This is a genomic window from Aeromonas sp. s13 (genome assembly GCF_040907905.1).
Taxonomy (GTDB): domain Bacteria; phylum Pseudomonadota; class Gammaproteobacteria; order Enterobacterales; family Aeromonadaceae; genus Aeromonas; species Aeromonas veronii.
The window spans coordinates 1-22853 of sequence record NZ_JBFOCS010000039.1; the positions used below are offsets into that span (position 1 = coordinate 1).

A 22853-nucleotide genomic window follows, 5' to 3' on the forward strand; every position below is an offset into this window, starting at 1 on the left:
TGGTGGAGGGAGAAGGATTCGAACCTTCGAAGGCAGAGCCGTCAGATTTACAGTCTGATCCCTTTGGCCGCTCGGGAACCCCTCCACGGGGTATTTCCTGATTGTCACTACTTTGCACTTGAATGGTGGAGGGAGAAGGATTCGAACCTTCGAAGGCAGAGCCGTCAGATTTACAGTCTGATCCCTTTGGCCGCTCGGGAACCCCTCCCCAAGTGCGAGGCGCATACTATCAGATCCAGAGGCTTTGTGAACCCCTTGATGAGGCATCTGGCAGTAAAAAATGACTGTTCGTCGATTTTTTGATACATCCAGCTCAAAATTCAAGCTTATCAGCAAGTTGTGCGCTGCTTTTCTGCACAAAACAGCATCTGTGCAAGTTGGCGATCGCGCTGAAGACAAGGCAGATAGCAGAAGACCGCCAGCGTCGGCGGTCTTCTCGGGCATCACATCTAGCGCTGGAACGGGTAGATCGAACCCAGTTTCAGGATCTGGGTCAGCTCGTCCAGCGCACTGCGGGACTCCTGCACCAGTGCCGGATCCCGCAGGTCATCGAGGGTCAGGCGGTCGCGGTAGTGGCGATCGACCCAGCCATCGAGGCGGGCAAACTGGCTGTCGTTGATAAGGCAGGCCGGATTGACCGCAGCGAGTTCCTGATCGTTCATGGCGACCCGCAGTCGCAGGCAGGCCGGGCCGCCACCATTACGCATGCTCTGTTTCACATCCATATAGTGGACCGCCTTGATCGGAGTCTCCTGCGTCAGCAGCTTGCCAAGATAGGCCGACACCGCCGGATTATCGCGGCACTCGGTGGGGGCGATAATGGCCATCTCGCCGCTCGGCAGGGTGAGGATCTGGGTGTTGAACAGGTAGGATTTCACCGCATCCAGCACGGATACCTCGGCGGTTGGCACTTCGATAAAGTGCAAATTCCCCTCGCCAAACTTGCCGCGGATCTCGGTCAGTACCGCTTCGGTGTTGAGGAACGCTTGCTGGTGGAAGAAGAGCACGTTCTGGTTGCCCACCGCGATCACATCGTTATGGAATACCCCCTGATCGATCACCTCCGGGTTTTGCTGAATAAACACCACGCTCTCCTCGCCAAGGCCATGCAGGCGGGCGATGGCCTGGCTTGCTTCCAGAGTCTGGCGGGCCGGGTAGCGCTTCGGCGCCGGGCGGGAGTAGTCAAAGGCGCTGCGGCCATAGACAAACAGCTCGACCCCCGCCTCGCCATAGGCACGGCAGAGGCGGGTGTGGTTGGCCGCCCCCTCGTCGCCGAAGTGGTCATTCTCCGGCAGATGGAGGTGGTGGCTGAAGTGGCGATCGTTGTTGAACACTCCGCGCAGGATACGGCCCGTGACGTCGGGCTCCAGGGAGCGGTGAAACTTGTTGGTCAGGTTGGCGGGGGTGAAGTGAATGCGGCCATCCTGGGTATCGGCACTGGGAGAGACGGTGGCGGCATTGGCGGTCCACATGCTGGAGGCTGAATAGCAGGCAGCCAGTACGGCGGGAGCCTGTTTGGCGGCCTGTTCCAGCACCCGGGCATCGTTGCCGGTGAAGCCGAGGCGGCGCAGGGTAGCGAGGTCGGGACGCTCTTGTGGCGCCAGTACCCCCTGGGTCATGCCAAGCTCGGTCAGCGCCTTCATCTTGCGCAGTCCCTGTTTGGCGGCCTCTTTCGGATTGGAAGCCTCCTGGGCATTGCTCTGGGAGGCAACATTGCCGTAGGAGAGGCCGGCATAGTTATGAGTCGGGCCGACCAGACCGTCGAAATTGACCTCGAAGTGCTTCATTGAGTACATCCTTTCGATTTTTATGATGGGTAGCGGTTCCTTCCGCGCACAATGCGTCGGGGTTGGGCCATTATAAAGAGATTTTATGTTTTTGTAACAAGCCGGTAACCAGCAGACGTTTTTATGTCGTTTCAGATATAAAAAGAGGGGCGGTATGGCAGAAAATTGAAAAAGCGGTTGCGTCCGGCCTGTTGCCTTCGCATTAATAAATAAAGAAGCAATAAAAGAAGCCGTGTGGTTCGGGCTGGTCAGGCAAATTTGCTCACAAGATTGCTTTTTCGCGCCAAATCTCTTATACAGCCCCACAAAACCGCACACCAACCCCGTCGGGTGCAATGAGGATAATAGTTACAGCATGGGCAAATCACTGGTCATAGTGGAGTCTCCGGCCAAGGCCAAGACGATCAACAAATATCTGGGCAAGGACTACGTGGTGAAATCCAGCGTTGGTCATGTTCGCGATCTGCCCACCAGCGGCAGCGCCAGCACCGAGCCCAAGAAACCTGTCATTCGCGGCATCAAGTTGAGCGAATCCGAGAAGGCTGCCAAGGATCGCAAGGCCCTGTTTGCCCGGATGGGTATCAATCCGACCGCTGGCTGGCAGGCCAACTACCAGATTTTGCCCGGCAAGGAGAAGGTGGTCAGCGAGTTGCAAAGTCTGGCCGAGAAAGCCGACACCATCTATCTCGCAACCGACTTGGATAGAGAAGGAGAAGCGATCGCCTGGCACCTGCGCGAGATCATCGGTGGCGATGACAGCCGCTACAAGCGCGTGGTGTTCAACGAGATCACCAAGAGCGCCATCAAAGAGGCGTTCGCCCAGCCGTCCGAACTCAATATTGACCGCGTTAATGCCCAGCAGGCTCGTCGTTTCCTCGACCGAGTGGTGGGTTACATGGTCTCCCCGCTGCTGTGGAAAAAGCTGGCCCGCGGTCTCTCCGCCGGTCGGGTGCAGTCTGTTGCGGTGCGTCTCATCGTCGATAAAGAGCGCGAAATCAAGGCGTTCGTTCCGGTCGAGTTCTGGGATCTCAATGCCGACCTGCTGACCGCCGACAAGAGCGATCTGCGGATGGAAGTGGTCAGCCGCAACGGGGCCGACTTCAAGCCGGTGACCCAGGCCGAGACCTTTGCCGCTGTCGCAGCCCTGGAAGGGGTCGACTACAAGGTGGTGAACCGGGAAGACAAGCCGACCGGCTCCAAGCCATCCGCGCCGTTTATCACCTCCACCCTGCAGCAGGCGGCCTCTACCCGTCTGAGCTTCGGGGTCAAGAAGACCATGATGATGGCCCAGCGTCTCTATGAAGCGGGTTACATCACCTATATGCGTACCGACTCCACCAACCTCAGCAAAGAGGCGGTTGAAGCGGTGCGTGAATATATCGGCGAGCAGTATGGCGCGGCCTATCTGCCAGCCGAGCCGAATCTGTATGGCGCCAAGGCCAATGCTCAGGAAGCGCACGAGGCGATCCGTCCCTCCAACGTACAGGTGACAGCCGAGATGCTGGAAGGGATGGAGCCGGATGCCATGCGTCTTTACGATCTCATCTGGCGTCAGTTTGTTGCTTGCCAGATGACCCCGGCTCAGTACGACTCCTCCACCCTGACTGTCAAGGCGGGCGAGTTCGAGCTCAAGGCCCGTGGTCGTACCCTGCGCTTCGCCGGTTGGACCAAGGCCCTGCCGCCGATGGGTCGCAAGGGCGAAGATAGTCAGCTGCCGGCGGTGACCGTGGGCGAGGTGCTGAAGCTGATCAAGCTGGATCCGCGCCAGCACTTCACCAAGCCGCCTGCCCGTTTCACTGAAGCTGCGCTGGTGCGCGAGCTGGAAAAACGCGGCATCGGCCGTCCGTCAACCTACGCCTCCATCATTTCCACCATCGTTGATCGCGGTTATGTGCGGGTCGAGAGCCGCCGTTTCTTTGCCGAGAAGATGGGCGAGATTGTCACCGATCGTCTGGTGGAGAACTTCGTTGAGCTGATGAACTACGAGTTCACCGCCAAGATGGAAGACAAGCTCGATGGCATCGCCGAAGGGAGCCTGGAGTGGAAGAAGGTGCTGGATGCCTTCTACGCTGAGTTTACCCAGGAGCTGGAGAAGGCCGACAAGGCGCCCGAAGAGGGCGGCATGCGTGCCAACCAGATGGTGATGACCGACATCGACTGCCCGGATTGCGGCCGCAAGATGGGTATTCGTACCGCCACCACCGGCGTGTTCCTTGGTTGCTCCGGCTATGCTTTGCCGCCGAAAGAGCGCTGCAAGAAGACCATCAACCTGGTCTCTGCCGACGAGTTTGTCTCCGCCACTGACGGTGAAGAGGCGGAAACCGAAGCGCTGCGCGCCAAGCACCGCTGCGGTGTCTGTGGCACTGCGATGGATGCCTACATCATCGATGACAGCCGCAAGCTGCACGTCTGTGGTCGCAACCCGGACTGCGATGGCTACGAGATCGAGAAGGGCCAGTTCAAGCTCAAGGGCTACGAAGGGCCGAGCATCGAGTGCGACCGTTGCGGAGCCGAGATGCAGCTCAAGAACGGCCGTTTCGGCAAGTACATGGGCTGCACCAACGAGACCTGTAAGAACACCCGCAAGATCCTGAAAAACGGCGACATCGCGCCGCCGAAGGAGGATCCGGTGCCGCTGCCGGAGCTCAAGTGCACCCAGTCCGATGCCCACTTCGTGCTGCGTGACGGTGCTGCCGGTCTGTTCCTGGCGGCCAGCAACTTCCCCAAATCCCGCGAGACCCGCGCGCCGCTGGTGGAAGAGCTCAAGCGCTTCAAGGATCGCATCTCTGCCAAGCACAAATATCTGGCCGGTGCCCCGCTCACCGATCCGGACGGCAACCCCGCCATCGTACGTTTCAGTCGCAAGACCAAGGAGCAGTACGTGATGAGCGAGGTCAACGGTAAGGCGACCGGTTGGACCGCTCACTACGACAACGGTACCTGGCAAGAGAGTTTGCCAAAGGCTAAAAAAGCCTGATGAAAAGAGGCCCCGACAAGGGGCCTCTTTGCTTATGGATAGCGGTATACTGAGACAGCTGCAAGGAGTGCAGCTGTCGTCAATCGCGAAGTAGACAAGGAGGTTGAGATGGAGATTAACGAGATCCGGCCAGGCATGAGCTGCATGACTCGGGAAGGGGCGGCCTATGTGCTGGAGGTGGACCGACAGAGCTTGCTGGTGCTGCTGCAGCGCGCGGATGAGACCATACCGGTGCAGGTGCGCAGCGACGAGATCCTGGCGCCGCTGGAGTGATCCGGCTGTGACCCCCTCAAAACGGCAGTAGAAAAAGCAGCTCGGCCAGATCGGGCTGCCATTGCCACTCCTTCATTCTGACCCGCCCACCGATCACCACGACCCCCTCCTGCTGCAGGCGTCCCGTCTGTTCGGCAAAGCCTGGCGATCCTTTCGGTAACGAGATGGTGCCCGCTGCGCCCAGCACCCGATGCCACGGCAGGACCTTGTCGGTTTCCCGCAGCACCTTGCCTACCAGTCTTGCCCGTCCGGGCAGCCCCGCCAGATCGGCCACCTGACCATAGCTGACCACCCGGCCTGCCGGGATCAGGGCGATGATCGCTTCGATACGGGCCGTTTTGTTCAATGGGGATGGACTTGGTTCAATGCTCATAGACCCGATTCGTCAAAAACAACAGAAGCGCCATTGTGGCGCTTCTGTCATGGGGCTGGCAATGATTCAGCCGAAGGTCTGGCTAAGCCCCTTCAGTTGCTTGGCCCGTTCCAGCAGAGCCTGACTGGAGTGATCGACATCCAGCATCTTCTGACTGTTGGCATGGGAGTACTCGGAGATCTGGTGGATACTGCGGCTGATCTCCTCCACTACAGCTTGTTGTTGCTCTGCAACGGTGGCGATCTGGGTGGAGTGTTCGGTGACCAGCTCTATCTCTGCCAGCACGGTATGGAGGCTGCTGGCGCCCTGGCGGGTCATCTCGGCACATGCGCGGGTCTGTTGCAGGTTCTCCTGCATCATCCCCTTCCAGCGTCCCAGCGTATGCTGGATCTGCTTGATGCTGCCCTGGATCTGCTCGGTCGCCTTGTGGGTGCGGGTCGACAGGGTACGCACCTCGTCGGCCACCACCGCAAAACCACGGCCCTGCTCCCCGGCTCGAGCCGCTTCGATGGCCGCGTTGAGGGCCAGCAGGTTAGTTTGCTCGGCGATGCCCTGGATCTCGCCCATGACACTGCCAATCCGTTCGGATTCGCTGGCGAGCTCTACCGCCGAGTTGAACGCCAGCTCTGCCTGTTTGGCGAGCTGTTCGATCTGTTGCTCGGTCTGGTTCAACTGCTGGTTGGTTTGTTCACAACGATTGCGAGCTTCGTTGACCTGACCGTTGGAGTCCTGAATGTTGCGGGCGATCTCGTGAGCTGTGTTGGCCATCTGAGTCATAGCCGTAGCCATCTGCTGGGTCTGGGCATCTTGCTCGTTGATATCGAGACAGGCCTGATGAGAGGCCTGCTTCAAATTGATGGCTAGGGTTTGCAGAGGTGCCGTGGCATCGTTGATCCGCCCCAACACGGTTCGGATGCGGGCCTGCAGCATCTTGATATGAAAATCGGCAATGGCGCCGGGGTTGTCACCGGAGTAGACCAGTCGGGTCAGACTGTCGTATTCACGGCCCAGTTGCTGCAGATAGTGGGGCAGGGCAAAGAGCTCGCGCCAGTAGGCTCCGCCAATAAGCAACAGGGGCAGCAGCATCAGCAGGACGGTCATAGCCCCTTGGCTGGCGAAGGTCCAGCCCATCATGCCGAGCAGCAGCAGGGTAATGGCCGGGGGGCGTACTTTGGCAAGAGAGGGGAGGTTGCTGCTGTTGCCGCGCTCGGCCTTGAGCAGGGCTTGGTAGGTCTGAGCGGCGATGCGTTTGAATTGGGGCTCGGGCTTGCAGCGTACCGACTGGTAGCCGCTGATCCTGTTGCCTTCATAGATGGGGGTCACATAGGCATCTACCCAGTAGTAACGGCCATCCTTGCAGCGGTTTTTTACCATACCGCGCCAGGGTTTGCCCTCCTTGAGGCGGGCCCAGAGATCGGCGAAGGCGGCCTTGGGCATGTCGGGGTGGCGTACCAGATTGTGATTGTGTCCCACCAGTTCATCGACCGGGTAGCCTGCGATGTCGCAGAAGGCCGGGTTGGCGTAGGTGATCACCCCGCGCAGGTCAGTGGTGGAGACCAGTTGTACGTCGGCAGGAAACTCCACTTCGCTGTCCAGGGTATGGACGTCTCTGCGGGTCATAGGAATACGCTCCGATGTTCTTGTTGATAATGTTGTCGTTGTTATTGTGGCAGATCTGGAGGTGGCCGCAGGCTCGCGCCAGCAGGAGGCAGACCAGCTTCATTGGGGGCTGGATTTTGCCAATAATGGCGGATGAATGGTAGGGGGAAGTTGATGTTTTGTTGGCTAATCGTAAAAAAGGCGGCCGATTGGCCGCCAAAGTAGAGACAACATTACCTCTGTGGCATCCGGTAGCGCACCTGCAACTGATCGAGGATCTGCAGCTGACCCGACAGGCGGGCTGCGAAGTGCTCCCAGCCCTTGTAGGCGGGATCGCTCCAGGCCACCTCGGCCGTGGCCAGCATACGCGGGAACAACATGTAGTCGAGACGATCACGGCTGGTGATCAATTCTGACCACAAGGGGCTCAGCACCCCGAGGATGTTATCGTTGGCATGGAAATCGGCTGGGGCAGGGTCACACGCGTAGATCTGCTCCAGATTGAGGGTCCCCGCCCAGTAGAGGCCGGGTTCATGAATATCGGCGCTCCAGGCGAGATCGAGATAGAGGAACTGGGCGGGCGCCATCACCACCGGATAACCGGCTGCGGCTGCGTCCAGCCCCGCCTGAAAGCTGGTCCAGGCACAGATGGCCGCTTTGCGGCTCACCTTGTCGCCATGCAGGATCTCCTCCCAGCCGATCATCTGTTTGCCTCTGGCGGCCAGATAGCGCTGACAGTGGCGCAGCAGATGGCCCTGCAGCTCACGGCAGTCGGCGTAGCCCTGCTCGGTCATCAGCTGCTGGCAAGCGGGGCTGTCGGTCCAGACCCCGGTCGGCACCTCGTCCCCCCCCATGTGGATCTGCGGGCCGGGGAAGAGTTCGCACACCTCGTCCAGCACGGCCTCCAGGAAGCGGTAGGTGCCGGGCAGGGCGGGGTTGAGCACGTTGTCATCGAAATGCTGAACCGAGCGGTAGCGGGAGTGATCTGCCGTTTCGATCAGCAGCTCGGGCAGCGCCTTGATGGCGGCGTGACAGTGGCCCGGGATGTCGATCTCGGGAATGACGGTGATGCCGAGCTCACTGGCATAGCTCACCAGCTCCTTCACCTCGCTCTGGGTGTAGTAGCCGCCATAGGGCTCGGCGCCGCCACTGAGCTGGGGGCCGATCGCCAGATTATGGCCGCGCCAGGCACCCACGTCGGTCAATGCCGGGAAGGCCTTGATCTCGAGTCGCCACCCCTCGTCATCGGTCAGATGCCAGTGGAAGCGGTTGAACTTGTAGAGGCTCATCAGCTTGAGCAGGCGCTTGATGGTTGCCGGAGTGTGGAAGTGGCGGGCGCAGTCGAGAAAAATGCCGCGAAAGCCAAAGCGCGGGGCATCCTCCAGCGTGACGCAGGGCAGGCTCTCGCCGTGCTGCAGATACCACTGGGCTAGCGTGACCAGCCCATGACGCCAGCCCGCTTCGTCGGCGGCGGCAATCACCACCTTCTGCGGCGTGATGGTGAGTTGATAGGCTTCGGGGGCCAGTTTGGCCTCGGTCAGCCGGATTTCAGCGTCGTGATCCTGCTCCAGCGCCAGCGACGTCAGCTCGTTAAAGTGGGCCAGCAATTTCGGTACATCGCGGGGAGCGCTGACATGAGCCCGCTCGGCCAGCCGGAAGTTCCCCTCCAGCAGTACCAGATGGGCCGGTTGCGGCACTATGCCGGGCAGAGGCTCGACATCCGGCAGATCGGGGCGGGTTACCGGCGGGTTTTCCAGTCCGAGATCCTGAGCTGCCAGCGTCACCGGCAGCAGCTGGGCACCCGTAGTCGCCTCCGGCAAGCTGAGGAAAAAGCCCTGCGGCATGTCGGAGAGCTTCTTGATAGGGGTCTGGCGGCAGCAAAAGCGCAGCTCGCAGCTGCCAGCGTTCGGGACAATCACCTTGTAGCTGCCGCTCTGGCGCTCCAGCTCGCCCCCTTGCAAGGAATCGGGGTCGATATGGCGAGCCAGACAGAAGTGCAGCTTCCACCGGGTATCCGGCATGTGGGAGAGGGTGAAAGTGAACCAGACATCCTCGCCGTCACGTCGGGCTACCTGGGTGTGGATCAGGGGTGTAGACATGGAAAATCCTCTGATTGGGCAAACAGGATGGCGCCATCGAGCGCATCTGCCTGGGGGGGGATCAGGTTGAGCTGGCCGAGACGGGGAGCGAGGCGGGTGCCAATCCCCCCCAGCAGGGCGATCTGGCTGGCACCGAGCTGGGTCATCCCCTCCAGCAGGATCCGCAGCTGTTCGTGGGTTTCGTCCAGCAGCTGGTTGGCGAGCTCGTCGCCATCGCTGGCGGCATCGAATACCCAGGGGGCAAAGTGGCCATAGTCGGCCGGAATGGCGCGAGCGGCCCAGCGCACTACTTCCGCCTGATCCCGCTTGAAGCGATCCATCAAGCGGATGGCGAGGGTGCTGGGAGGCAGAATGCCGTCGTGGCAGAGCAGGGATTGCTGGATGGCGCGCAGCCCCAGCCAGGCGCCACTGCCTATGTCTGAAATGGGGAAGCCGCGGCCGGAGCAGGTGCGGATCTGCCCCTCCTGATAGACCAGCCCCACCGACCCGGTACCTGCGATCAGAATGGCCCCCTCACGGCCGCCAAAGGCGCCGAGGCAGGCACCGAAGGCATCGGAGGTAAGCCTGACGCTGGCAAAGGGGAAGGGCATCTCGAGCAGGGCGTGATAGCAGTCGGCCAGCTCGGCGGAGGCGAGCGCCAGCCCGACCCCCATCTGCTGTTCGCTCTCGATGCCGAGCCCTGCGGCAAGGCGAGCGCTGGCGATGGCGGCCAGCACATTGGCGTGGGCATGGGGGATGCCCAGCTCCAGATTGGAGCCGGCCGCGCGCCCCTCTCCGAGCAGCTTGCCCGCCCGATCCCGAATGCGGGCGCGGGTGTGGGTGCCCCCGCCATCGACGCCGACCCAGTACTCAATCATGGCGACCTCCCTGCTCATGTCGATCACTCTGGGCATTTTGCCAGCTGATGGCCAGGGCAAACCAGGCGGCGTGAGGGATCCACTGCTCACCCCAGCGCCAGTTCTGATCCAGCCGATCCTTGTACTCCTCCGGAATAAAGGCCACCTCATTTTCGTCATCGAATCCGGCGGTAATGCCGTTGCAGATGCCCCCCTGCGCATTGGGATACCCGGCGGTATAGGCGGGGTTGTTGATGCCGTGGCCCGCCAGCATGCAGGCGTTGAAGGGGTTCTGCCCGAGGATCCAGTCGAGTTGGCGCTGGCCATAGGTGAGCAGCGGCTGGCTCTGGCGGGGGAAGTGACGGGCGCCAGCAAAGGCCATAGCCGCCAACGATGCGAGGCGGGCATTCTCCCCCTGCCACCAGTAACCGGATTCGTTGTTGTGGGGCATAAAGAAGCTGACGCGCGGCGCTTCATCCACCCCTTTGACATATTGGCGGGCGAGGGAGAAGGGGTTGCCCGCGCGGGCGCAGAGCGCCAGCTCGGCGGCCAGCGCCTGCTCCACCACGGTTTGTACCCTAGCCTTGTATTCCTGATCCGGCTCTACCCCCAGATATTCCAGCAGCGCCAGCACCGGCAGGCCTGCCTCGGCGGCGTGGTAGTAAGGGCGCGAGCCATCCTCGTTGGCCGACCAGTAGTGACCCAGCTCAGGATGAGGGCGCTGGCGGGCGCAAAGCTTGCTGGCACGGACTCTCGCCTCATTGAGCCACTCGGAGCCGAAGGTGCGGGTCAGCTCTACCGCTGCCAGCAGGGCGCAGTAGTCGTCGATGATGTTTTCGACCCCGTCATCCAGATAGGAGAGGTTGTGTTCACGCAGATGCAGGTAGCCGCGTTTGGCCGCCTCAGCGTAGCGGCTGGCATCGAAGTCGCCACTGACGCTCTCGCGGGCAGCGCGGGCCAGCGCGGCGATGGCCATGCCGCCCCCTTGGCGAAAACCCGCCTGCCAGTTGGCGGACTTGAGCCCCTGCTGAGTGGCATAGGCGCACAGCTCGCGCTGGGCGGGATCCTTGCTCCACTTGTCGAACAGGGTCATGTAGAAGAAGCCCGACTCATCCTGCATCCGGCAGAGGAAATCGGCGCCGTGCAGCGCCTCGTCATTGAGCCGCTTGCAGAGGTTCACCCCGTCGATATCGCGGCGCGGGGCCAGCAGTTCCCGGCACTTGAGCAGGGCCCACACCACCATGGGGGTCTGCTGGGGGTTGAGGTAGTTGGCGTAGGAGAGGTGGCTCAGGTACTTGCTCATGTCGCCGCTGGCATCGAACCAACCGCCGTGCACATCTTTGTGCTGGTCGGTGCCAAACAGGCGGGCGCTGCGGTCGGCCCGATCGAAGGTGCCGCTGGCGCGCTGCCCCTTGAAGTAGTGAATGACGTCCGAGAGGCAGCGGCTGGCCAGCAGATCCTGGCCGATGGCAAAGCGGGTCGAGCGGGCTATGCCTTGGGCAGTGATCGCCTCCAGCCGATAGTGGCCGGGCTCCTTGAAGGCGGAGAAGTCGGCACGCCAGTAAGCGCGGCCTTGCCAGCCGGGGACGCTGCCCGCCGGTTGCAGCGGGGTTTCAAACAGGATCTGGCCATCGTCGAGGCGTTGCAGCCTGACATAGCCGCCGAGATCAGGGGCGGGGGAGGTTTGCAACAGGGCGACCTTGTGTCCGTCGCACTCGTAGCCCACCTGATTGATCAAGAGTTCCATCAAGGTATTACTCCTGTGGTTCACCGCCGGGCGGTGAGGCACATCACGGGGCTGTGGCCGCCCCGTATCGAGGCATGGCCGGACAGGGTTGTCCGGCCGGTCTAAGGCTCACCCTCACTCGTAGAGGTAGCAGCGCACGAAGTGGTTGTCGGCAAGCTTGGTGATGGGGGGCAGCGCCTCCTTGCAGCGGGGCATCGCCTGATTGCAGCGCCCGGCAAAGGGGCAACCACAGGATTCCGGCGTCCAGAGCGGGATCTCCCCCTTGCGGCCGCCCTCCAGCTCGGCGTGGATGCTCTTCTCCGGATCGGGCACCGCCGAGATGAGCAGCTGGGTGTAGGGGTGCTGCGGGTGGTGCAGGATCTCGTCCACCTCGCCCCACTCCACCATGTGCCCTACATACATCACAGCCAGATCTTCCGCCACATAGCGGGCGGTGGCGATGTCGTGGGTGATGTAGAGCATGGAGACACCGAGCTCATTCTTCATCTGCTCCATCAGGTTGAGGATGCCGATGCGAATGGAGACGTCGAGCATGGAAGTCGGCTCGTCCGCCAGCACAACCTCCGCCTCCACTGCCAGATTGCGGGCGATGTTGACCCGCTGGCGCTGGCCGCCGGAGAGCTGGTGCGGATACTTGGCCGCCGTCGCCTTGGCGGGGGTGAGCCCCACCTTCTCCAGCAGGGCGTAGACCATGTCGGGCAGCTCTTTTTTGTCGATCACCTTGCTGTGCAGCAGCAGGGGGCGGGCGATGTGGTGATAGATGGTGTGGGTCGGGTTGAGCGAACCGAATGGATCTTGCCACACCATCTGCACGCTCTGGCGATAGTCCAGCAGGGCAGTGCCCTTGTTGAACTCCTCCAGATCGTGGCCGCGATAGAGAATGCGCCCGGCACTGAGCTTGTACATCTTGGCGATGATCTTGGCGATGGTGCTCTTGCCGGAGCCCGACTCCCCGACCACCGCCAGGGCGCGACCCCGGTGCAGGTTGAAGGTGATGTCGGAGAGCGCCCGCATCTTGCCACTCTTGATGGCATTGGAGTTGATGGGGAAGTCCTTGTAGAGGTGCTGGACTTCGATGATGGGTGCATCGGTTTTGGCGATTTGCATGACAGACATCCTTAACAGCCAGCGGCCTTGTCCAGATAGATCACGGAATCTTGTTGCAGCCCCTGCTCCTCATAGAGGTGGCAGGCGGTCTGTTGCCCGGGGCGGATCTCGGCCAATCTGGTGTACTCCTGACGGCAGCGATCGTGCACCTTGCCGCAGCGGGCCTGAAAGCGGCAGCCGACCGGCACCTCCAGCAGGTTGAGCGGGGTGCCCGGGATCCCTTCCAGCACCTTCTTCGGCCCGTGCAGGGGCGGGAAGGAGTTGCCGAGCCCTCTGGTATAGGGGTGTAGCGGCGCAGTCAGGATCGCCTTGGAGGGAGCGACCTCCACCAGTTCACCGGCATACATGATGCCGATGCGATCGCAGAACTCCACCATCAGGGAGAGGTCGTGGGTGATGAACAGAATGGAGAAGTTGAACTTCTCTTTCAGGGCATAGACCTTCTGCAGGATCTCCCGCTGTACCACCACATCGAGCGCCGTGGTTGGCTCATCCATGATGAGCAGCTCGGGGTTGAGCGCCATGGCGATGGCAATCACCAAGCGCTGGCGCATGCCGCCGGAGAACTGGTGCGGGTAATCCTTGAGCCGGCTCGGGTGGATATCGACGATGGTGAGCAGCTCTTGGGCGCGCTTGATCGCCTCGTAACGGGTCATGCCGGGGTTGTGGGCCAGCAGCACGTCGCAGAACTGCTCCTCCATCCGCAGCACAGGGTTCAGGGCGTTCATGGCGGACTGGAACACCACCGACACCTGTTGCCAGCGATAGGAGCGCAACCGCTCGTCGTTGTAATGGAGGATGTTCTCCCCCTTGAACAGGATCTCGCCACCGCTGATGTAGGCGGGCGGCTTGTGCAGCCGGGCCACCGAGAAGGCGACGGTGGATTTGCCGCAACCCGACTCACCGGCGAGACCGAAGATCTCGCCCTGTCTGATATCGAAGCTCACCGAGTTGACGGCGCGCACGTCGCCATTTTCGGTGATGTAGTCGACGCAAAGATTGCGTACTGACAGCAGGGGATGCTTGTTCATGCTGTCTTCTCCTGTGCGGCAGAGAGTGGTGTTGCGACCGGGGTGGCAAGTTTCTTCCAGCGGCTCAACCCTTTGTGGGAGCGCAGCTGCGGGTTGGCAATCTCGTCGATGGCGAAGTTGAGCAGGGCCAGACCGGCACCCAGAGTGGCGATGGCAAAGCAGGGAGCCAGGATCTCCCACCAGGCGCCGACCAGAATGGCGCTGGAGGTCTGGGCGTTGTAGAGCATGATGCCCCAGCTCACCACAGTCGGGTCGCCAAGCCCCAGGAACTCCAGGGTCGCTTCGGTGACGATGGCGTAGATGATGGAGCCGATGAAGCTCACCCCGATGATGGAGATGAGGTTGGGCAGGATCTCCACCAGAATGATGCGCCAGGCCGGCTCGCCCAGCACTTCTGCGGCGATGACGAACTCCTTCTCGCGCAGGGCCAGGGTCTGGGCACGGATGACCCGCGCGCCATAGGCCCACGAGGTCAACCCTATTATCACGGCAATCACTGCCGGTGACGCCTCCCCGATAAAGCTCGCCAGCACCAGTAGCAAGGGGAGGTTGGGGATCACCAGCACCACGTTCATCAGGAAGGTGAGGCACTCATCCACCAGACCGCCGAAGTAACCGGCGGTGATGCCGATGGCAACGGCCAGGGTGCAGACCAGCAGGCCTGCGCTGAAGCCCACCAGCAGCGAAATACGGGCGCCGTTGGTGAACTGGGCCCAGATGTCGTGGCCCATGCGGGTTGAACCCATCACGAACTCGGCACTGGGCGGCTGGTGCGGGCGAGCCACCCGTTTAGTCGGCTCGTTGCTGGCCAGAATGGGGGCAAAGAGGGCCATCAGTACGAAGGCAACCACGATGGCGAGGCCACAGGCAGCCTTCTTGTTGCCCAGCAGGATTTTGAGAATGGTCGGCATACGCATCTTATTTGCCTCCTGTACGCAGACGGGGATCCAGGAAGACGTAGAGCACGTCGGCCAGGAAGTTGAAGCTGAGCATGGTGATGGTCATGATGAGCAGCTGCCCCTGAATGAGCGGGTAGTCGCGGGCCAGAATGCCCTGATAGAGGGTCAGGCCCAGGCCGGGATAGTTGAAGATCACTTCGGTGATGAGAGAGCCACCGATGACGAAACCGAGCGCCATGGAGAGGGCGGTGACGCTGGGCAGAATGGCGTTGCGGGCGCCGTAGTTGAAGATCACCCGGTTGCTGGAGAGCCCCTTGGCCTTGGCCATGGTGATGTAATCCTCGCCCAGCAGGTTGATCATGTTGTTGCGCATGGTGATGAGAAAGCCCCCCACCTGCACCACAGCCAGGGTCAGCACCGGCATGATGGCGTGGGTCATGATGCTCTTGATGTGCTCCCAGCCCCAGTCAGCCTTGATCTCCGGGCTGTAGGCGTAGCCGATGGGCAGCCATTCGAGGCTGACCCCGAACAGGAACAGGGCGAGCAGGGAGACCACCACCGGCGGAATGGCCTGCATCACCAGGGTGAGCGGGGAGAGAATGCTGTCCATCCGGCCGCCGCGATACCAGGCGGCAAAGATGCCGACGATGGAACCGATGGAGAAGCTCAGGATGGTGGAGGTGCCGACCAGAAACAGGGTCCAGCCGATGGCACGGCCCAGCACGTCAGAGACCTGCTGCGGGTAGAAGCGCACCGAGGTGCCGAGATCCCAGGTGAAGACACTCTTCACATAGGTGAGAAACTGGGTGCCGATGGGGCCGTCGACAAAGCCGAAGGTGGCTTTGAGCGCTTCCAGGGCGGCGGGTTCCATCATGGCGCCAGCGCGGGCAAACATCACGGAGACAGGATCCCCTGGCATGGCACGGGGTAACAGGAAGTTGATGGTGGCGGCTACCAGAAAGGCAACCAGGTAGAAGGAAAAGCGTCTCAGTATGAATCCCATGATAGTACCTTTTACTGCAAGTCTGCCCCGCGTCGGGTATAGCTACCCCAACCCCGGCGGTGCCGGGCAAGAAGGGGATTAACGGGGAAGATGGCCCCCCGCAGGGGGCCGGGATTGTTTAGCTGTTTGGCTTGAGGGACAACACGTGCAGCAGACGCTCAGGGGTGTCCGGGTGGAGCTGAGGTTTGGCTACCGGGTTATCAGCACTGAACCAGCCGTTGAAGCGCTTGGTGCTGTACTCATACCAGGTCGGGTTGTTGAAGACCGGAATGATGGTCTGGTTGGCACCAACACGATCCTGGATGGCGAACATGATCTCCTTCTGCTTGGCCGCATCGGCGGTCTGGGTGAAGTCATCGATCAGCTTGTCGAGTTCGGGATCCTTGTAACGGGGCGCGGCGAAGCGGTTGCCACGGTCACCCATGTTGCGGGAGTGGAACGCGGTCTCGAAGTACTTGTGCGGGTTGGCACCGGCAAAGTAACCCTGCAGGGCGACATCGAAGTCACCGGTGATCAGGTTCTCGGTCCAGACAGTCGCTTCCGGGGTGGCGGTCTTGGCATTCAGGCCTAATGCCTGCAGCCCTTCTACACCGATCTGTACTGTGTTGACCCAGTCGGTCCAGCCGTTCGGTACCAGTACCTTGAACTCGATCTTTTTGCAGCTCGGAGTGTCGAGAAACTTGTCGCCGTCACAATCCTTGTAGCCTGCCTCTTTCAGTAGTGCCTTGGCCCCTTCCAAGTCGAACTTGTTGTACTTGCCGTACTTCTTGTCCACTTCCGGGTTGTTCCAGGAGTCAAAGGCTTTGCCCAGACCTGACGGGTACTCGTTGACGGTCGGGTAGCCGTAGCCCGCGATATCCACCATGGACTGGCGGTCCATCGCCATGGAGAAGGCGCGGCGGAAGTTGATGTCGTTGAAGGCTTCGTTATTGCCCGGGTTCTTGGTCTGGAAGTTGACGTTGAACGCCACGGTACCGGAGGCCGGGAACCAGTATTTGTTGTTTTTCGGATCGTTGCCGACGTAGAGGCGCTCGATATCCGGTACGAAGGAGCCAAACCAGTCGATGTCACCCTTCATGACAGCCGCCAGCACCTGGTCGTTGGTGGCCATCTGCGGCATACGCAGACAGTCGATAGCGAGGTTGGCGTTATCCCAGTAGTGCGGGTTGCGGCACTGGGTATAGAGCTGGGCGGAGAAGTTGTCCACTTCGGTGAAGGGGCCAGTACCAACCGGCTTGTCGTTGGTGAAGGCAACCGGATCTTTCACCGATTTCCACTGATGCTCCGGCACGATAGGTACCAGCACCAGGTCGTTCACCACGTTGGTGTTGACCTCGGTCAGGTCGAATTTGACCTTGTTGGGGGCCAGCTTCTCGACGCTCTTGATCTGGGTCCAGATTGAGCGCTCATCCAGCGCCTTGTTGGCCTTGACCAGATTGAAGGAGAAGATGATGTCATCGGCATCAAAGGCTTCGCCGTCAGACCACTTCACGCCATCACGCAGATCGAAGGTGACGGATTTCAGGTCATCGCTGAACGCATAGTTGGTGGCCAGACGATAGACGGGTTTGCCCCCTTGCATATCGTTGAAGATCACCAGCGGTTCATAGATGAAGTGACGGGTGGTGTGCAGCAAGCCCGCTTGCAGGAAGGGGTTGAAGTTCTTGACCCAGGCGGTTTCCTGCTGTGCGACCATGGTCAGCACGGTTTTGTTTTCTGCGGCCATGGCGTTACCGGCGGCACCGGCAAGCATCATGGTTCCCAGCATTACAGCGGTAGAGATTTTGGATACTTTGGCAAGCATATGTTTTCCTTTCTTATTTTTTGGCATTCCCGAGGGTTCGCCTTGTTTTGTGTGAGCACCGGTTTCGCATGCTGATGAAATCGGCCCTCTGTGTTGGTCAGGTGTCTAACCTTTGTCGTTCTGTTTTCCAACGCCCTAAGCAAACCAGAATTAACAGGAAAACAACAACTATTGATTTCGTTGTTTTCGTAAAAATTGACGGTGTTACGTCAATCTCGTCAAAATCGATTTTTATCTTTTTAAAATCATAACTTTGCGTTATTTGCTTTCGCGTAAAAAGTGGCTGTGAAAATGGCGTATATGACAAATTTGTGAATTGGATCTGCTCTCGGTTTCGGGGTTGTGCGGGGCTTTGTTTTGCATAAAAAGAAACCAGATTGCCAATTGTGATCCGGCGCCCGTTTAGGGCGCCGTGTCACGGCTTGCGGTTGGCGAGTTGACGCAGGGTCTGGGCGCTGTGCTGCAACTGCTGGCGCTGGTGGTCATTGAGCGGGCAGTGGCCCAGCACATACTCGGTGGTGGCCACTACCGTCTTCCAGCGTGGTGACTTGGGCAGGGTGTCCAGACTCAGGTATTTGTCGAGGGTGCGGGTCTGCGGGCTGGATCTGTCCATATAGACCCGCCACAGCTTGCTCTTCTCTGCCAGCACAATTTTGCCCTTGCCGGTCCCCTGCTGCCATGCATCCAGGGTGAGCTGCATGGTCTCTACCAGCGCCCGGCGCAGCGGCTCGTCATCCTGCTGGCGAATGAGGTCGTCGGCCAGCGAACGGAACTCGCCACCCAGGCGGCTCAGCTCGCCCAGCAGCTGTTCATCTTCGATGATGGCTTGCCGCGAGAGGTTCTTGAGTGCGTTCTCCAGCGCCATTACCCGGTTCTCATCCTGACGCAGCTCGGTACTCAGAGTGAGGGCGAAAGCGGCCTGTCCTCCGAGCGCGATGGGCAGGGCACGGGCGTTGAGCACATCTTTTTGCCCGGCCACCAAAAATTCCAGATTGTGTTCCCGTTCGCTGGCAAGGTCGGGCCACTGCTGTTGCAGCGGGGTGGCGAGCCACTCATTGAGGGGCTGCCCCTCCATGGCTTCCGGCTCCTGTCCCAGCAGGCGCGCCAGTACCCGGGAGGCAAACAGCACTGTGCCCTGCTCGTCGATAAAGATCATGGGGTCGGCCCCTTCGCCGAGCAGGGCCAGCAGCCGCTGCTGATCCTGATGCAGTCGCTCCTGCAGGGTGAGGCGATGTTCGATCTCCTGCTTCAATAGCCGGTTCTCTACCAGCGAGGCGCGTCCGGCCTTGGCTTCCAGCAGTGCCTTGACCCGGGCAAACAGCTCCTCCTTGCAGAAGGGTTTGACCAGATAGTCGTTGGCACCGGCCCCGAAGCCCTCCTCGATATCCTTGGGCTGGTTGAGGGCGGTGAGCAGCAGCACCGGCAGCATATCTTTCGGGTGTTGCTGGCGCAGGCGACGGCAGACGTCAAAACCGGAGAGGGTCGGCATCATCACATCGAGCAGGATGAGGTCCACCGGCTCCTCGGCCAGCTTGGCCAGCGCATCGTGGCCGTCACTGCTGGGCAGGATGCGGTAGCCGCAGGGCTGCAGCAGATGGCGCAGGATGTGCAGGTTGATGGGCTCGTCATCCACCACCAGAATGAGCGGAGCATCCTCGGGGGGAGGGGGCAGATCGTCGCTCTCCCAGTCCGGCAGGATCAGCGGTTGCTGGCGCACCAGCTGATGCTCGATCTGGCGGCTGTCGAGTGTCAGATTGGCCGCTTTGCCGGTGGCAAGGGGCAGGGTAAAGGCGAATGTAGAGCCGACGCTCGGCTCACTCTCGACGAACAGCTCGCCCCCCATCAGGTGCACCAGCTGGCGGGTGATGGAGAGGCCAAGGCCGGCCCCCTGCTTGCTTACCTCCGGGCTCATCTGCACCAGCGGCTCGAAGATATGTTCCAGATGGTCGGGGGCGATGCCGATGCCGGTGTCGGTGACCTTGATGCGCAGGAAGTTGTTCTCGACGATGGCACTGAGCACCACCTTGCCCTGCGGCGTGTACTTGATGGCGTTACCCACCAGGTTGTAGAGCACCTGTTCGAGCCGCTGCTCGTCGGCCAGCACCGGCGGCAGTTCGGCTGGGCTGATATCCACCAGAGTGAGGGGTTTGGCCTGCACCAGATGCTGGCAGAGATCCAGCACCAGCCGGATCACCCCTTTTGATGAGACGGGCTGGGAGTGGATCTCCAGCTGGCCGTAGCGCATCTGATGGTAGTCCAGCAGATCGTCCACCAGACGGGCTAGGCCATCGGCGCTCTTGATGATGAGGCCGAGCTGCTTTTGCTGCCCTTCGGTCAAATCCTGCTGGCTGGCGAGCATCGACTCGGCCATCCCCTTGATACCGTGAATAGGGGTACGCAGCTCGTGGGAGGTGTTGGCCAGCAGTTCATCCTTGAGCTTGTCCGCCTGCTGCAGGCTGAGGTTCTGCTTGTGAGTCAGCTTGACCTGCTGTTGCAGCTCCTGGGTCTGCTGCTCGATCAGTTCGATCTTGTCCTTCACAGAGCGCTGCATATGGCGAAACGCCTCGGCCAGCCGGTCGATATCATCGCCGGTGCGCTCGATGGCGATGGGGTGATCCAGCGCGCCGTCGGCCACCTGCTCGGCTGCTTCGGTCAGCGATCGCAGCGGCGCCGTGATGGAGTGAGAGAGCCAGCGGGAGAAGAGGATCAGCAGCAGTACCGAGCCCGCGCCCAGCACAATTACCAGAGTTTCCAGCTGGCGGATCGGGGCATAGGCTTCCCGGGTGGAGATCTCGGCGATAAAGGCCCACTCGGTATCGAACACCTTCACCTGGGTGTAGGCGGCCAGCACCTCGTCATCCTGATAGGAGTGGAACAGCCCGACACCCTGCTCGCCGGAGAGCGTCTTGGTGATGAGTGGCGTTTGCAGCGGCCGGAAGTTGGGGCTGAAGCTGTTCTCGACGCTGAACTCCGGCGCCAGCCAGGCATCGGCGCGCATCCGCTTGTCCGGGCCGATCAGGATGGTCTCGCCGGTTTCGCCCAGCCCCTCCCGCTCCGCCATGATCTGGTTGAGCTTGTCCGGCAGCAGCTCGAAAATCACCACACCGCGCACATAGTCGTACTGCATCACGGGCGCCGCCATGTAGGCGACCACCTGCCCGGTCAGCTCGTTGCGGCCAAAATCGGTGAATTCGAAGATCTGCTGCGGCTTCTGGCCGCCATCAAGACGGCGTTTGATCTTGGCGAAGGTCTGGCCCAAGCCACTGCCCTGGTAGGGGCCGGAGAGCAGATTGGTGGCAAAGTTAGGGTGCTTGGTGACCGAATAGACCACATCACCGTTGAGGTCCACCAGAAAGATGTCGCTGTAGTTGGACTTGCGCACCATGTCGGCATAGCCGCGATGAAAGCGCTGATGCACCCGGCCATACATCTCGTCGGCGAGGATCAGCGCGGTGATGGAGGGTTCGATCTCTACTTGGCTGTCCGGTTTGCGCAGTTGATCCCAGGAGCCGGGCAGATAGCGGGCCTGGGCGCGGCTACGGGCCTCCTGCGGTGTTGTGCCCAACTTCTCGAAGGCGCCGGTAAAGCCATAGAAACGGCCGATACTGTTGCCGGCAAAATCCTGCTGGGAGAAGTTGATGATCTGCTCTTTGAGGTTGTTGAAGTAATCCTCGAGCTGACTCTTCTTGATATTACGGACGGAGACCAGATGGTTGGAGGTCTGGGTGGTGAGATCCTTGCCGTGGCTGTATAGGAAGAAGAGGGTGATGACCAAAAAGGGCACCATGCCCAACATGAAAAAAGCCAGCATTAACTGCGGCCTGAGCCCACGAAGCGTGAAGATCCATTTCATCTTGTGATTTTCAATTGAGAATCCGGTTATTAAGCCGCTCAAGTCTCGAACGAAAGCGTAATCATTTCAACGACTTTATCCCAAATTCGCTTGGTGGGTCACAGCTGGCTGGAGAAAAATGCAGCAAGGCGTTTAAACCCTGAGCAAACAGTCTGCATCAGGGCTTAAATTGCGAAAAAGGGGTTGTGCTGGCGCTCGTGGTACGTATAATGCGCCTCGTTGTCAGGCAACTGGCACGAAAGCAGTAACGCGGGAATAGCTCAGTTGGTAGAGCACGACCTTGCCAAGGTCGGGGTCGCGAGTTCGAGTCTCGTTTCCCGCTCCAATTTTCCATCGCACCAACGATGGAACTCACTTTCAAGACAATCAGTCTTGTCAGCATGGCGCGTTAGCAAAGCGGTTATGCAGCGGATTGCAAATCCGTTTAGTCCGGTTCGACTCCGGAACGTGCCTCCATCTTTCCTCTGTTTATCTCAATCATCACTTTTCGAGTCTGAGCTTTGGTCAGTATCCTTGCTGTACCAGTAACTGTTCGCAGCCAGCCTGTTTCCACTCGCGCTCGAGATAGTGGCTCACATCCGCCATGTTTTGCCCCCGATATTGAAACTGCACCTCGGCACTGTGCTGGTTGAAATCCGCAATCCGTTGCTTCAGTGTGCCGCATTGCCACAGGCTGACGGTGGGCACGCCCCGTTCGGCCAGCACGATGGCATCTTCCCGATTCAGTTGCCACTCCTCCAGTTGTGCCCGTGTCAGGGCAACCATCAGCACCAGCAGTGCCACTTCCGGCAGTTTCATGCGTGTCTCCCTACTGCATGTTTTTCCCCTGATAACTGTGGCAAAGCGCACGATTTTCGCAAGTTTGTTAACTGTTGGTTAATGACGTAACCCGTTTTCAGTATTTCCCGTTTTTCACCATTTTTTTATAAAAAAATGCGTTGGTGATGTAGTAATCCTACATGGAGTGGGGTAATCTTTGCTCAGTGGTCTTACCAGTAAGGAGTTACATCATGTTTCATCCCTTTTCCCTGACTCAGATTATTCTTCGTCGCATTTATGTATTGCTGGTGGGCATTCTGGCTTTCCCCGTGATGCTGTTTCGCAGCGATCGTGCCCGCTTCTACAGCTATCTGCACCGGATCTGGAATAAAACCAGCACCAAACCGGTGTGGCTCAAAATGAGCGAGCGTGGCGAGCGGATCTTCTACTAAACCCCATTCGCACCATGTGCAAAAAGAGACAGCCAAAGCTGTCTCTTTTTTTATCTGTTTGCCGCAACTCCTGGCTCCCAATACCACTCAGATTGTTTATTTCTTGTTTCTTTAAAGTTGCATCCAGCCCTGCCTGTTGGCGGGGCTTTTTTATGTCTGATGTCCCGTCCTGAATATGGTTTACACCTTTCCCCCCAATAAATGGAGAACCCGATGGGACAAGGTGTGAAACGGACACAGCGCGATTACTCGCT

The 22853-nt window shown here is 60.0% G+C and carries 16 protein-coding genes and 4 tRNA genes; 5 read left to right on the forward strand and 15 right to left on the reverse strand.

What is annotated here, in order from left to right:
* The 3 genes from AB5Y82_RS06465 to astB form a co-directional block, all read right to left on the reverse strand.
* Positions 1-85 (reverse strand) — tRNA-Tyr (locus tag AB5Y82_RS06465).
* Between the two features lie 38 nt (positions 86-123).
* Positions 124-208, reverse strand: a tRNA-Tyr gene (locus tag AB5Y82_RS06470).
* Between the two features lie 241 nt (positions 209-449).
* Entirely contained in the window at positions 450-1787 is a 1338-nt protein-coding gene (astB, locus tag AB5Y82_RS06475) for an N-succinylarginine dihydrolase (protein ID WP_368173785.1), read from the reverse strand.
* Between the two features lie 355 nt (positions 1788-2142).
* Between astB and topA the strand changes: the two genes are divergently transcribed.
* On the forward strand, positions 2143-4764 hold the full coding sequence (topA, locus tag AB5Y82_RS06480) for a type I DNA topoisomerase (protein ID WP_100653220.1): 2622 nt from the start codon (positions 2143-2145) through the stop codon (positions 4762-4764).
* Between the two features lie 108 nt (positions 4765-4872).
* On the forward strand, positions 4873-5037 hold the full coding sequence (locus AB5Y82_RS06485; RefSeq protein WP_005334891.1) for a hypothetical protein: 165 nt from the start codon (positions 4873-4875) through the stop codon (positions 5035-5037).
* A 16-nt stretch (positions 5038-5053) separates the two neighbouring features.
* Here AB5Y82_RS06485 and AB5Y82_RS06490 read toward each other — a convergent pair whose 3' ends face one another.
* The 11 genes from AB5Y82_RS06490 to AB5Y82_RS06540 all read right to left on the reverse strand — a co-directional run bounded on the left by AB5Y82_RS06490 (position 5054) and on the right by AB5Y82_RS06540 (position 21388).
* On the reverse strand, positions 5054-5410 hold the full coding sequence (locus AB5Y82_RS06490) for an MGMT family protein (RefSeq protein ID WP_019446729.1): 357 nt from the start codon (positions 5408-5410) through the stop codon (positions 5054-5056).
* A gap of 66 nt (positions 5411-5476) precedes the next feature.
* Positions 5477-7030, reverse strand: a complete 1554-nt coding sequence (locus tag AB5Y82_RS06495) for a methyl-accepting chemotaxis protein (RefSeq protein WP_368173786.1) — start codon at positions 7028-7030, stop codon at positions 5477-5479.
* A 212-nt stretch (positions 7031-7242) separates the two neighbouring features.
* Positions 7243-9108, reverse strand: coding sequence for a beta-N-acetylhexosaminidase (locus AB5Y82_RS06500; protein ID WP_111900523.1), 1866 nt, complete (start codon positions 9106-9108; stop codon positions 7243-7245).
* On the reverse strand, positions 9093-9965 hold the full coding sequence (locus tag AB5Y82_RS06505; RefSeq protein ID WP_111900522.1) for a BadF/BadG/BcrA/BcrD ATPase family protein: 873 nt from the start codon (positions 9963-9965) through the stop codon (positions 9093-9095). Before AB5Y82_RS06505 ends, AB5Y82_RS06500 begins: the two co-directional genes overlap by 16 nt.
* A complete protein-coding gene (locus AB5Y82_RS06510; protein ID WP_111900521.1) occupies positions 9958-11691 on the reverse strand; it encodes a glycoside hydrolase family 9 protein in 1734 nt (577 codons plus the stop codon). The genes AB5Y82_RS06505 and AB5Y82_RS06510 overlap by 8 nt, the downstream gene beginning before the upstream one ends.
* Before the next feature lie 114 nt (positions 11692-11805).
* A complete protein-coding gene (locus AB5Y82_RS06515) occupies positions 11806-12798 on the reverse strand; it encodes an ABC transporter ATP-binding protein (protein ID WP_005353824.1) in 993 nt (330 codons plus the stop codon).
* 11 nt (positions 12799-12809) lie between these two features.
* A complete protein-coding gene (locus AB5Y82_RS06520; protein ID WP_005334876.1) occupies positions 12810-13829 on the reverse strand; it encodes an ABC transporter ATP-binding protein in 1020 nt (339 codons plus the stop codon).
* Positions 13826-14746 (reverse strand): ABC transporter permease, encoded by a 921-nt coding sequence (locus AB5Y82_RS06525; RefSeq protein WP_005353820.1) that lies wholly within the window; start codon positions 14744-14746, stop codon positions 13826-13828. Before AB5Y82_RS06525 ends, AB5Y82_RS06520 begins: the two co-directional genes overlap by 4 nt.
* Before the next feature lies 1 nt (position 14747).
* Complete coding sequence (locus tag AB5Y82_RS06530) at positions 14748-15731, reverse strand: ABC transporter permease (RefSeq protein WP_005353818.1); 984 nt, start codon at positions 15729-15731, stop codon at positions 14748-14750.
* A 118-nt stretch (positions 15732-15849) separates the two neighbouring features.
* Complete coding sequence (locus AB5Y82_RS06535; protein ID WP_005362139.1) at positions 15850-17535, reverse strand: ABC transporter substrate-binding protein; 1686 nt, start codon at positions 17533-17535, stop codon at positions 15850-15852.
* Positions 17536-17950: 415 nt separating this feature from the next.
* A complete protein-coding gene (locus AB5Y82_RS06540) occupies positions 17951-21388 on the reverse strand; it encodes an ATP-binding protein (protein WP_162632537.1) in 3438 nt (1145 codons plus the stop codon).
* A gap of 249 nt (positions 21389-21637) precedes the next feature.
* On the opposite strand from AB5Y82_RS06540, the gene AB5Y82_RS06545 reads away from it, so the two are divergent.
* Both AB5Y82_RS06545 and AB5Y82_RS06550 read left to right on the forward strand, forming a co-directional pair.
* A tRNA-Gly gene (locus AB5Y82_RS06545) sits at positions 21638-21713 on the forward strand.
* 57 nt (positions 21714-21770) lie between these two features.
* Positions 21771-21844, forward strand: a tRNA-Cys gene (locus tag AB5Y82_RS06550).
* Between the two features lie 48 nt (positions 21845-21892).
* Here the strand turns inward: AB5Y82_RS06550 and AB5Y82_RS06555 are convergent.
* Positions 21893-22186 carry a hypothetical protein gene (locus AB5Y82_RS06555; RefSeq protein ID WP_111900519.1) on the reverse strand — a complete coding sequence of 98 codons (294 nt, stop codon included), beginning with the start codon at positions 22184-22186 and terminating at the stop codon, positions 21893-21895.
* A gap of 212 nt (positions 22187-22398) precedes the next feature.
* Here AB5Y82_RS06555 and AB5Y82_RS06560 point away from each other — a divergent pair, with 212 nt between their 5' ends.
* Positions 22399-22599 (forward strand): YbfA family protein, encoded by a 201-nt coding sequence (locus AB5Y82_RS06560; RefSeq protein WP_005334863.1) that lies wholly within the window; start codon positions 22399-22401, stop codon positions 22597-22599.
* The last annotated feature ends 254 nt before the right edge of the window (positions 22600-22853 follow it).